This is a genomic window from Agrobacterium sp. El2ro-1b (assembly GCF_048298475.1).
Taxonomy (GTDB): domain Bacteria; phylum Pseudomonadota; class Alphaproteobacteria; order Rhizobiales; family Rhizobiaceae; genus Agrobacterium; species Agrobacterium fabrum.
Window position 1 is genome coordinate 1,577,423 of the sequence record NZ_CP103459.1, and the last position, 11,653, is coordinate 1,589,075.

Consider the following 11,653-nt stretch of genomic DNA (forward strand, 5'->3'; position numbering starts at 1 on the left):
CGTCGCTGTTGCCGTTGCCCGCTATGTTGAGCACCATTCGAATTGCCGGGGGTATTCATGAAACGTCTTCTCATTATCGGTACTGCCATTGCCGCTCTTTTTGCAGGTGCGGCGCAGGCGCAGTCTCCGACGACCATTCTCAACGCGTCCTATGATGTCGCCCGCGAGGTTTTTGCGGCCGAGAACGAGGCGTTCATCAAGCTGCATCCGGGCGTCACGGTCGATCAGTCGCATGCCGGCACTTCCAAGCAGGCCCGCGCCGTCGTTGAGGGGCTGGAAGCCGATGTCGTCACCTTCAACCAGGTGACGGATGTCGATTTTCTGGTGAAGCAGAAGTTCGTGTCCGCCGACTGGAAAAAGGATTTCCCGAACGACGCCTCGCCGTTCTATTCCTTCCCGTCCTTTCTCGTGCGCGCCGGCAACCCCAAGGGTATCAAGGACTGGGATGATCTTGCCCGCGACGACGTGAAGGTGGTTTTCCCCAATCCGAAGACCTCGGGTAACGCCCGTTACACCTATCTCGCCGCCACGGCTTACGCCAAGGAGAAGTTCAACGGCGACGAGAAGAAGGTTCAGGAATTCGTCAAGAAAATCTTCGACAACACGCCGGTGTTTGACACCGGAGGTCGCGCCGCCACCACCACCTTCGTGGAGCGTGAAATCGGCGACGTGCTGATCACCTTCGAAGCCGAGACCCGCGGCATTGCCAAGCAATATGGCGCCGAAAAGGTCGAAGGCGTTGTGCCTTCCGTCAGCCTGCTCGCCGAATTCCCCGTCGCCGTGGTGGACAAGGTCGTCGACAAGCGCGGCTCCCGCGACCTGGCGAAGAGCTATCTCGACTTCCTTTATACCGAGGAAGGCCAGCGCATCGCCGCCGAGTTTGGCCACCGCGTCCATAATGAAAAGGTCGCCGGCGAGTTCAAGGACAAGTTCCCGGCCATTCGTCTCGTCAACGTCGATGATGTCTTCGGCGGTTGGGATAAAATCCAGAAAGAGCATTTTGCATCCGGCGCGACGCTTGATACGCTTTACGGCAGCCGTTAATCACAACGATAGACGACAGGCAAACGACCCGGCGGGAAACTTCCGGGTCGCTTTATGATTGATGGGGGCGGGGTTTGAAGCGGAATGTTCTGCCGGGGCTGAAATTGTCCCTTGGCGTTACCCTCACTTATGTCGCCATCATCGTGCTTCTGCCGCTCTCGGCGCTGGTGTTCAAAGCCGCAAGCCTTGGGCCTGCCGAATATTGGTCGATCATCTCTTCGCCACGCGCCGTTGCCAGCTATCGCGTCACCGTGCTTTGCGCGCTGGCCGCGACGTTGTTCAACGTCATTTTCGGGGTGGCGCTCGCCTGGGTGCTGACGCGTTATCGCTTTCCGGGCTGGCGCATCGTCGATGCCATTGTCGATCTGCCTTTTGCGCTGCCCACCGCCGTTGCCGGCATTGCGCTGACGACGCTGTTTGCGGGGAATGGCTGGTTCGGTTCTCTGCTGGCGCCGCTCGGCATCAAGGTGGCCTATACGCCTGTTGGAATCATGGTGGCGATGGCCTTTACCAGCTTGCCCTTTATCGTGCGCACCGTGCAACCGGTGCTTGAAGACCTCGATCCGGCGCTGGAGGAAGCGGCACAGTCCCTTGGCGGCTCGGATCTGGAAATCTTCCGCAAGATCATCCTGCCGCTGCTGACGCCGGCATTGCTTGCCGGCCTTTCGCTTTCCTTCGCCCGCAGCCTGGGTGAATTCGGGGCGATCATCTTCATCGCCGGCAATCAGCCGTTCTCGACGGAGATCACCGCACTGCTGATCTTTATCCGGCTGGAGGAATATGATTATCAGGCCGCCGCCGCCATCGCCTCCGTGTTGTTGATAACCGCCTTTGTGATGTTGGCCGTGACAAATTACCTGCAGGCGCGTGCGCTGCGTTATACGGTGAGGAGCTGAGGCATGAGCACCGTTTCCCGACATCGCAAGCCGCCGCGCGTTGGTGACGCGCCTCTCATTCGCCGCAGCCTGATCGCCTTCGTGCTCGTCATCGGCGCCCTGCTCGTCGTCGCACCTCTCATCATCATCGGTGTCGAGGCGTTTTCGCAGGGCTGGAAGGTCTATTCCGCCACCATCACCCATCCCGATACCCGTCACGCCATCATGCTGACGGTTTTGACGGCGCTGATCGCCGTGCCGGTCAATACGGCCTTTGGGGTTGCTGCGGCCTGGGCCATCACCAAATTCGATTTTCCCGGCCGGCGCTTCCTGCTGGTACTGATCGAAATACCCTTCTCGATTTCGCCGATCGTCGCGGGTGTCGCCTATCTCTTTGTGTATGGGTTGCAGGGGCTGTTCGGACCGTTTCTCGATGCCCATGATATCAAGATACTGTTTGCGCTGCCCGGCATCGTTATCGCCTCGATGTTCGTGACCGCACCTTTCGTGGCACGCGAACTGATCCCGCTGATGCAGGCGCAGGGCCGCGATCTTGAGGAGGCCGCGACGTCGCTCGGCGCATCCGGTTGGCGCACCTTTTTTTCGGTGACGCTGCCGAATATCAAATGGGCGCTGCTTTATGGCGTCGTGCTCTGCAACGCCCGCGTGATGGGCGAGTTCGGCGCGGTGTCGGTCGTATCAGGCAATATCCGCGGACAGACCAATACGCTGCCTCTGCATATCGAACTGCTTTACCATGATTACCAGACGGCTGGCGCCTTTGCCTCGGCCTCCATCCTCGCTTTGCTTGCCGTGGTCACCATCATCGCCAAGGTGGCGCTGGAACGGCGCGGTGCCGGGCGCGGAGCCAAAAAGACCAACGGCGATGCCGCCATCGCCACGGAGACCTGATTCCCATGAAAATCCGCCTCGAAAATGTGGTGAAGACCTTCGATACCTTCCGCGCCGTTCGCGATGTTTCGCTGGATATCGAAAGCGGCGAGCTTCTGGCGCTGCTCGGCCCTTCCGGCTCCGGCAAGACCACGATTTTGCGCATGGTCGCGGGTCTGGAATATAGCGATGGCGGCCGCATCTTTTTCGGAGATGAGGATGCCACCAATATTCCGGTGCGGGACCGAGGCGTCGGTTTCGTGTTCCAGCATTATGCGTTGTTCCCGCATATGACGCTGCACGAAAATATCGCCTTCGGCATGAAGGTTTCGAAGGTAAAGCGCGACAAAGCGGCGATTGATGCCCGGGTCAAGGAACTTTTGAACCTCGTCAAACTCGATGGTTTGGGGGATCGTTTCCCGGCGCAAATCTCCGGCGGGCAGCGACAGCGCGTGGCGCTGGCCCGCGCCCTTTCGGTCGATCCCAAGGTGCTGCTGCTCGATGAACCGTTCGGGGCGCTGGACGCCAATGTGCGTCGTGACCTGCGGCGCTGGCTGCGGGAAATTCACGATTCGCTTGGCATCACCACGATTTTTGTGACCCACGACCAGGAAGAGGCGCTTGATCTGGCTGACCGCGTGGTCATTCTCAATCAGGGCGGGATCGTGCAGCAGGGCACGCCGAAAGAGGTGTGCCGCCAGCCCAACAGTTCTTTCGTCATGCGTTTCCTTGGCGATGCCAACCGGGTGTCCGGCGTGGCGCGCGGCGGCAAGGTCTATGTCGGCGACAACGAGCTGCCCTTCTCCTATGCCCAAGGCGACGGCGCCGTCGATATCTATGCCCGCCCCGGCGATCTTGAATGGGAAGATCTGCATGAGGGCATTCCGGCTTCCGTGGAGCGTGTCCTCGACCGCGCCGGCGAGCGCCGGGTGATCGCCAGCACCGATGGCGGCGATATACTGGAGTTCGACGTGCCGCCTGAAAACGATGTCACGGCCGGAGATCGCGGTTCGGTCATCATCCGCCGGGCGAAGATTTTCCCGGCGGCATAGGGGCGACAGCTGGCTTCAGATCAGAAGTTCGAAAGCACTTTTCGCCACAAGCCTGCCATTGATCATCAGCTCGACCTTGTGGATACCGGCATAGTGCTTGCGAGTGGTGAAATCGCGCATGGCGCGGCTGATTGACAGCGCGCAGGTTTCGCCGGGTTGAAGTTCGACTTCTTTCCATTTGAAAACCTTGGCGGAGGCATCGCCACTCTTCTTCACGTAATGCACGGCATAATCGATCACCAGCTTCTGCGGGCTTTTCGCGGTTGAGGTGAAAGAGGTGGAAATCCGCACCGGATTGCCAAGAGCAACCGTCTCGGGCGACACCTGAAATGCCGCAAGCCTAATCTGCGCTTCCTCATGGGCGCCGAGATGGGCAAGCGCTGCGGCATCACCCTTCTTGATGAGGGTGCGCAGGGCCTGCCGCATGATCCAGCGCGTATGCGCGTTGTCCTTCGGCCATGTGTCGATCAGCGCCAGCACGAAAGCGGGATTATCCTTGGTAATATCATTCAGGTGATTGGCGACGGATTTGCGCACATACAACGCTTCATCGGCTTTCATGGCGTCGAGGATCGCGGTGACTGGGGAGGGATCATCGATCAGCGGTTTCAGCTGGAATGACCAGGGCAGGCGGGGCCGGCAGCCTTCGCTCGCCAGCCGCCGCACATGCTCGTTTTCGTGCAGCGACCATGTTTCCATCACGGCAAGCGTGGCGCCCAAGTCCTTTTGCAGGAAATGACGGATGGCAAATTCCGAGGAGCCGAAGCGGGTGAAATAGGACAAGGCCTGCATGGAAAGGTCGAAATCATCGCGGCCATAGAGTGCAACATATTCCGGCAGCGAAATGGAGGCGAAACCGTTGCCGATGCCGGGCGCCGCGGCCGTCAGGATCTCGATGTTGCGGGCATAGTCGCCGGGCAGCGTGGCATGCAGGCTCGTCGCCACCTGCCGCATGCGCTGCATGATGCCGAGCGCCTCCAGATTCGTCGTGGCGTGTGCCATGAAGGTGGAGACGTCAAAGCGCGGGTGGACGGCCTTGGTCTGATCGGCGATGTGCTGCAGTTTTTCGCGGTTGAAGATTTCTTTCAATGCCGGTGCCGCGGTGTCGCTCATGTTGCCCTCAAAGTTCACTTTTTGTTCTTTTAGGGGAAGATGAGATTGGGGGCAAGGGAAGACTGAGCGGCTTTCGGACACTGCTGTCGGACCGAGCGGGTGCCACGGGTTTCTTCTCCCCGGCGGGGAGAAGAAATTTTGGAATACTTTAACTCATCTGACTGACGAATTTGGTCTCCAGGTAGGCCTGAACCGCTTCCGAGCCGCCTTCCGTGCCATAACCGGAATCCTTGATACCGCCGAAGGGGACTTCGGGAAGCGCAAGGCCGTTGTGGTTGATGGTCAGCATACCGGCTTCAACCTGATGGCCGAGCGCATGCGCGGTCTTGACCGAGCTGGTGAAGGCATAGGATGCAAGGCCGAAGGGCAGGCGGTTCGCTTCGGTGATGGCGTCATCGAAGGTAGAGAAGCGGTTGATGATCGCGACCGGGCCGAAGGGCTCGTCATTCATGATCTTTGCATTGGTAGGCACATTGGCGAGCACCGTCGGTTCGAAGAAATTGCCTTTGTTGCCGATGCGGCGTCCGCCGGTTTTCAGGTCTGCACCATGGGAAACGGCGTCGTTGATGAGGCCTTCCAGTGCGGGAATGCGGCGCTCATTGGCAAGCGGACCCATTACGACATCGTCTTCCAGGCCATTGCCGACCTTGATCGCCTTGGTCGCTTCCACGAAACCTTCAAGGAAGCGATCCGCCACGCCGTCCTGCACCAGGAAGCGGGTGGGGGCGACGCAGACCTGGCCGGCATTGCGGAACTTCGCAAGCGAGGTCACCTGGATGGCCTTTTCGATATCGGCATCGTCAAAGATCATGACAGGTGCGTGGCCGCCCAGTTCCATTGTGGCGCGCTTCATATGCTTGCCGGCCAAGGCCGCCAGATGTTTGCCGATAGGCGTGGAGCCGGTGAAGGAAATCTTGCGGATGACCGGATGCGGGATCAGATATTCGGAAATCTCCGACGGAACGCCATAAACGAGGCCGATGACGCCGGCCGGCACGCCCGCATCCACGAAGGCGCGGATAAGTTCAGCCGGTGACGCCGGTGTTTCTTCCGGCGCCTTGACGATGATGGAGCAGCCGGTGGCAAGCGCTGCGGAAAGCTTGCGGACGATCTGGTTGATCGGAAAATTCCAGGGCGTGAACGCCGCGACGGGACCGACCGGCAACTTGATGGCAAGCTGCGAAACGCCGGTTGCACGCGCGGGAATAACCTGGCCATAGGTGCGGCGCGCTTCTTCCGCGAACCAGTCGATAGTATCGGCGGCGCCCATGATTTCGGTGGCGGATTGCGCCAGCGGCTTACCCTGCTCGCGGGTCATGATGTAGGCGATCTTGTCCTTGCGTTCGCGCAGGATGTCGGCAGCCTTGCGCATGATCTTCGAACGCTCGAAAGGCGAGGTGTCGCGCCAGACCTTGAAACCGCGCTCGGCTGCGGCAAGCGCCAGATCGAGGTCTGCTTTCTCGGCGTGGGCGATAGCGCCAATGATTTCGTCGGTTGCCGGATCGGACACGGCAATCGTCTTGCCGGAAACGGCGTCTCGCCATTCGCCATCAATGAGGAGTTTGATGTCGGGATAGGTGTGCATAGGGGCTACCTTCATGATGCGGCCGATACGGCGGATGCCGTCCGGCCCGGAGACGTGAACAGAATTTTCCTGACCGGACGATATCCGGCATCGCGGCTTACGCTGCGCGGAACGGGTGTCTGGATGTTTCCGGCATCCGGCATCGCCGAAAACGGGAACGACAGCCTTTATATTAAGTTTCGGGCGATATGTTTCAACCGTGTACCCCGGCAATCGTCACGATTTTTCTGTGACGGGGAACCTGTCTTTGCCATTCCGGTTTGGTATCTGAAGGGACGGCGATTGGTCGGCCAATCTGCGCGAATCAGAAGAGATTCTGTGCAAGGGTGGAACAGGTTTTCGCCACAATTCGGCCTTTGTCGCACCTGACGGGTTGTGATGAAGGGCTTCTCGCGTTTGCCGTTTGCGCCATAACAGGGCGTCGAGCCTCAAAAAGCGACAATAGGACGGAAAAATTATCCAAAGGGTTTACTCCAAACCTAGAGAAAATACGGATAAAATCTCAGTGAGGATATAACATCGGTTCCTGATATATATTGTGAGCGTCGGTGCCCTTAACCTTCACAGGTTGGCGATAACCCTCGAACTGAACGTTGTCGATGGAGAAAAAGTATGAATCTCGCCCGGGTACTTCTCAGTGCGTTCTTGTCGCTCGTGTGGCTTTCCTGCGCCCAGGCCGGGCCGATTGCCAAACCGCAGGGCAAACCGATATTAACCATATCCGGAAACATCACAAACACGAATGCCGATGGTGCGGCGCAGTTTGACCGCGACATGCTGGAAGCGCTCGGCATGGAGACGGTGGAGACGACGACGCCCTGGCATGATGGCCGTGTTCGCTTTGATGGTGTTTCGCTGGCAAAGTTGATGGATGTCGTGGGCGCAAAGGGCACCAGCGTCACGGCAGTCGCTTTGAACGATTATGTCAGCACGATACCGATTGAAGATTTTAAGAAATTTAACGTTATCCTGGCGATCAAGCTGGATGGAAATTACATGACAGTTCGCGAAAAAGGCCCGTTGTTTGTCATCTATCCCTATGACAGCGACCCGGAGCTGCAAAAGCAGACCTATTATTCGCGGTCCGCATGGCAAGTTGCCAAACTGATAGTGGAATAAAGGTGCCGTTTGCGAAAACTTGTGGCGGTGATCATCTGTTGCTTCGTCCTGGCAACGGGCTATATCGCTTTCGTCATTGCCGAGCGGCAGACCGCTCTGCAGAAATTCGCCCGCTATAATGACTCCTGGGCCGTCAGCCAGACGGTGGCGGAATATCTGCGTCTGCAGAACAAACTGGCCGTCTTCGCGCTCAATCCCGGCAAGATAGACCGGGACGAATTACAGTTGCGTCTGGACATCATGCTGAGCCGGCTGGAGCTTCTGAAGCAGGGCAATCTAGGGGCTTTTATCAATGAAAAACAGCAGTGGCGGGATCTCGTAACCCGCCTCGACGCTATTCTGGCGCGTCTGGAGCAGGACGTGAACACGCTTGATCCGGCAAAGGTTCCGGATCTCCTCTCGACGATGAGCGCGCTCGATGCGCCGATGACAACGCTCGCCTCCTCCTCTGTCGCTTATGACGTCAATCTCATCGATACCGCGCACGAGGATGTGCGCAAGCTGCATATTGTTTATACCGCGCTGGCCGGCGGCCTGATCCTGTGCGGTATTGCACTCGTCATATTGCTGCTTCGCCAGAACGATCTCCTGAACCGGGCGCAAAAGAGCATGCGTGGTCTGACGGACGATCTGCGCGCCGCGACGCTGGAGTTGCAGGCAAAAAATGTCCGGCTCGAGCATGATGCCTATCATGACGCACTGACGGGCCTGCCGAACCGCGCGCTGTTCAGACAGGAACTGATCGAGAGGCTGCGCCGATCCTTCGGCGGCACGGGAACGACGGCGATCCTTCTCCTCGACCTCGACGGGTTCAAGGACGTCAACGATACGCTCGGCCATGATGCGGGCGATGCGCTGCTTCAGGCCGTGGCGCAGCGCCTTTCGGCCATTGGCGGCGATTACGACATGGTCTGCCGTCTGGGCGGCGATGAATTTGCAGTCGTCTCCGACGATCTGAACGAAGACGCTGCCCGCCGCCTTGCCACCAAACTCATCGACCAGATCAGCCGCACCTATCAGCTGGGTGAGCAGGAGGTCAAAATCGGCACCTGCATCGGCATCGCCATCTCGCATGGCGCCGTCGATGCCGATGAATTGTTCAAGCGTGCTGACCTGGCTCTTTACGAGGCGAAAGCCATCGGACCGGGCCGGGCAAGCGTGTTCAAGGTCCGCATGCAGAAGCAGCTGACGGAGAAGAAATCCTTCGAGGCCGATCTGCAGACGGCGTTGCAGAACGATGAGATGGAAGTCTACTACCAGCCGCAGGTGGCGACGCAGACCCGCAAACTCTGCGGTTTCGAAGCGTTGCTGCGCTGGAAACATCCGGTCAGGGGCGATGTGCCGCCCAGCGTCTTCATTCCTGTCGCGGAAAGAACCGGCCTCATCCATTCGCTCGGAAAATGGGTGATGGAGACAGCCTGCCGGGAGGCGATGGGCTGGGACGAAGACATGAAGGTGGCGGTTAATCTTTCGCCCGTTCAGTTCCACAGCACCAACCTCATCCAGAACGTGATGGGCGCGCTTGAGAAAAGCGGGTTGGAACCAAGCCGTCTCGAGCTTGAGATCACCGAATCGATCCTGCTCAACAAGAGCGACCAGACGATCAACACGCTGTCGCGGCTGAAGGCTGTCGGCATCAAGATCGCCATGGACGATTTTGGCACGGGTTATTCATCGCTCGCCAATCTGCGCGGTGTGCCCTTCGACAAGATCAAGATCGACCGATCCTTCCTGCGCGATATCACCAGTGACCGTGACGCCTTGGCGATCGTGGAATTCGTGGTCGGCGTCGGCCGCAGTTTGCGCATGACGACGATTGCGGAAGGTATCGAGACGGAAGAGCAATATGAATGTGTCAGACGTCTGGGATGTGATCAGGTGCAGGGATATCTGATCAGCCGGCCCTTGCCAGCCAAGGAACTGGTGGCCTGGAGTTCCGTCTGAAACGGGCTTGTTTTGCGACCTTGCAAGCGTGTCGAATTCTTAACCGATATATCATTGCCTGCTAAAACCGATATCGGTCGCCGCGCCGATGTTGTAGAGCAGTCCCGGTCGATGTGGATCATTCGGACGAAGCAACCGGGTTTTGCGAAAAGGCTTGAGACATGGAAATACTGGACGTGCATGGAGTTGCCCTGCCTCTTTCTTCCGATGAAGTGTCGCCCGTCATATGGCAGGCGCTGACCGACGGTAGCTACGAGGCGAAGGAGGCCCGCAGCGTCCTGAAAGCCATCAAGCCCGGCGACCGCGTTTTGGAGCTGGGATCCGGTATCGGCATCATCACCTCGATCATCGCCGGCATCGAGGATGTTTCCGTCTGGGCCTTCGAGGCCAACCCTGCAACGGCCGCGCTGGCGGAGCGGGTGATCAAGGCCAATTGCCGCGACAATGTGGTGTTTTCGCAGGGGCTCCTTACCGCAGACGAGCCTCGCTCCTATCCTTTTTATGTTCGCAAGGATCTCTGGATGTCGTCCATGGACGAAAATCAGGGTCCTTATGAAAAACGCATCGAAATCTCCTCGGCGAATATCGATGAATTCGTGGCCGAGCAGAGCATTACCGCGCTCGTCATGGATATCGAGGGTGCGGAGCGCGATCTGCTTGGCAAGGCCGAGCTGGCCGGTGTCGAGCGGATATTCGTCGAGCTGCACGACCACCTCTATGGTCTCGCCGGCGTTCGAGACATCATGCAGGCGCTGACCGCCAAGGGTTATGCCTATGATCCGCGCGGCTCACGCGGTCCTTGCGTGCTGTTTTCCAGGGATGACAGCCCGAGGGAATACGACCCGGACGTGGATTGAAAGCCGGGCCCCTCACGCCGAGGGTGATATTAGAGAGTTTGTTTTAAATCGAGGGCGGAGCGCGGCGCGTTCTGCCCTAAATCATTTTCCCATCCGCTCGCGCCATCCGGTGCAACTTTTGAGGCTGCGTGAAGTTTAGTGCCGTGCCATAATCCCGCAGGCAGCGGGCGGCTTCATTATTATTGCTAAAAACGCAATTCATTCCGAATTATTATTGTAATTGTTGCGGCCGTTTTCCTGCGTCATTATCCCTCCATCAAACCGGCGCACAAGAAGCTGCACTTGAGATGCCAACGCAACCGAAGGAGAAACGATCATGGGCTTTGTTAAGACGACAGACGGAACCGAAATCTTCTACAAGGACTGGGGCCCGAAGGATGCCCAGCCGATCATGTTCCACCATGGCTGGCCGCTCTCGTCTGATGACTGGGATGCGCAGATGCTGTTCTTCGTTTCCAAGGGTTTTCGTGTTGTCGCCCATGACCGCCGTGGTCACGGCCGCTCCGCCCAGGTTGCCGACGGTCACGATATGGACCACTACGCTGCCGACGCCTTCGCCGTCGTCGAGGCGCTCGATCTGAAGAATGCCGTCCATATCGGCCATTCCACCGGTGGCGGCGAAGTCGCCCGTTATGTCGCCAAGCATGGCGAACCCGCTGGCCGCGTTGCCAAGGCCGTTCTCGTTTCCGCAGTCCCGCCGTTGATGCTCAAAACCGAGGCCAATCCCGAAGGCCTGCCGATGGACGTGTTTGACGGCTTCCGCTCGGCACTTGCCGCCAACCGTGCCCAGTTCTTCCGCGACGTGCCGTCCGGCCCGTTCTACGGCTTCAACCGCGATGGCGCGACCGTGCATGAGGGCGTTATCCAGAACTGGTGGCGTCAGGGCATGATGGGCGGCGCAAAGGCCCATTATGACGGCATCAAGGCTTTCTCCGAAACCGACCAGACTGAAGACCTGAAGAATATCAGCGTTCCGACGCTCGTTCTGCACGGTGAAGACGACCAGATCGTTCCGATTGCCGACTCGGCTCACAAGTCGGTCAAGCTGCTGAAGAACGGCACGTTGAAGACCTATCCAGGCTTCTCGCACGGCATGCTGACGGTCAATGCCGATGTGCTGAACGCCGACCTGCTGGCCTTCATCAAGGCTTGAGCCTTCTGCTGAACCGAAAT

At 58.6% G+C, this 11,653-nt stretch carries 10 protein-coding genes; 8 read left to right on the forward strand and 2 right to left on the reverse strand.

What is annotated here, in order from left to right; genetic code table 11:
- Positions 1–57: 57 nt before the first annotated feature.
- From cysP to NYR50_RS21375, 4 genes are all read left to right on the forward strand, one after another.
- Positions 58–1,044, forward strand: a complete 987-nt coding sequence (cysP, locus tag NYR50_RS21360) for a thiosulfate ABC transporter substrate-binding protein CysP (protein WP_174009988.1) — start codon at positions 58–60, stop codon at positions 1,042–1,044.
- Between the two features lie 74 nt (positions 1,045–1,118).
- Positions 1,119–1,940: a sulfate ABC transporter permease subunit CysT gene (gene cysT, locus NYR50_RS21365; protein WP_174009987.1), complete on the forward strand. Its 822-nt coding sequence runs from the start codon at positions 1,119–1,121 to the stop codon at positions 1,938–1,940.
- Between the two features lie 3 nt (positions 1,941–1,943).
- Positions 1,944–2,831, forward strand: coding sequence for a sulfate ABC transporter permease subunit CysW (gene cysW / locus NYR50_RS21370; protein ID WP_174009986.1), 888 nt, complete (start codon positions 1,944–1,946; stop codon positions 2,829–2,831).
- A gap of 5 nt (positions 2,832–2,836) precedes the next feature.
- The gene (locus tag NYR50_RS21375) at positions 2,837–3,862 is read left to right on the forward strand and encodes a sulfate/molybdate ABC transporter ATP-binding protein (protein WP_174009985.1); all 1,026 of its coding nucleotides are present in this window, start codon (positions 2,837–2,839) and stop codon (positions 3,860–3,862) included.
- A gap of 15 nt (positions 3,863–3,877) precedes the next feature.
- Here NYR50_RS21375 and NYR50_RS21380 read toward each other — a convergent pair whose 3' ends face one another.
- Together NYR50_RS21380 and NYR50_RS21385 are read right to left on the reverse strand one after the other, a co-directional pair.
- Complete coding sequence (locus NYR50_RS21380) at positions 3,878–4,975, reverse strand: DNA alkylation repair protein (protein WP_174009984.1); 1,098 nt, start codon at positions 4,973–4,975, stop codon at positions 3,878–3,880.
- Positions 4,976–5,123: 148 nt separating this feature from the next.
- Positions 5,124–6,560, reverse strand: coding sequence for an NAD-dependent succinate-semialdehyde dehydrogenase (locus NYR50_RS21385; protein WP_418138286.1), 1,437 nt, complete (start codon positions 6,558–6,560; stop codon positions 5,124–5,126).
- A 612-nt stretch (positions 6,561–7,172) separates the two neighbouring features.
- Here NYR50_RS21385 and NYR50_RS21390 point away from each other — a divergent pair.
- The 4 genes from NYR50_RS21390 (at position 7,173) to NYR50_RS21405 (ending at position 11,633) form a co-directional block, all read left to right on the forward strand.
- On the forward strand, positions 7,173–7,679 hold the full coding sequence (locus NYR50_RS21390) for a molybdopterin-dependent oxidoreductase (protein ID WP_418138028.1): 507 nt from the start codon (positions 7,173–7,175) through the stop codon (positions 7,677–7,679).
- Between the two features lie 21 nt (positions 7,680–7,700).
- Positions 7,701–9,623, forward strand: coding sequence for a putative bifunctional diguanylate cyclase/phosphodiesterase (locus tag NYR50_RS21395; RefSeq protein WP_418138029.1), 1,923 nt, complete (start codon positions 7,701–7,703; stop codon positions 9,621–9,623).
- A 161-nt stretch (positions 9,624–9,784) separates the two neighbouring features.
- The gene (locus tag NYR50_RS21400) at positions 9,785–10,480 is read left to right on the forward strand and encodes an FkbM family methyltransferase (protein ID WP_418138030.1); all 696 of its coding nucleotides are present in this window, start codon (positions 9,785–9,787) and stop codon (positions 10,478–10,480) included.
- Positions 10,481–10,796: 316 nt separating this feature from the next.
- Complete coding sequence (locus NYR50_RS21405) at positions 10,797–11,633, forward strand: alpha/beta fold hydrolase (RefSeq protein ID WP_418138031.1); 837 nt, start codon at positions 10,797–10,799, stop codon at positions 11,631–11,633.
- Positions 11,634–11,653: the final 20 nt, after the last annotated feature.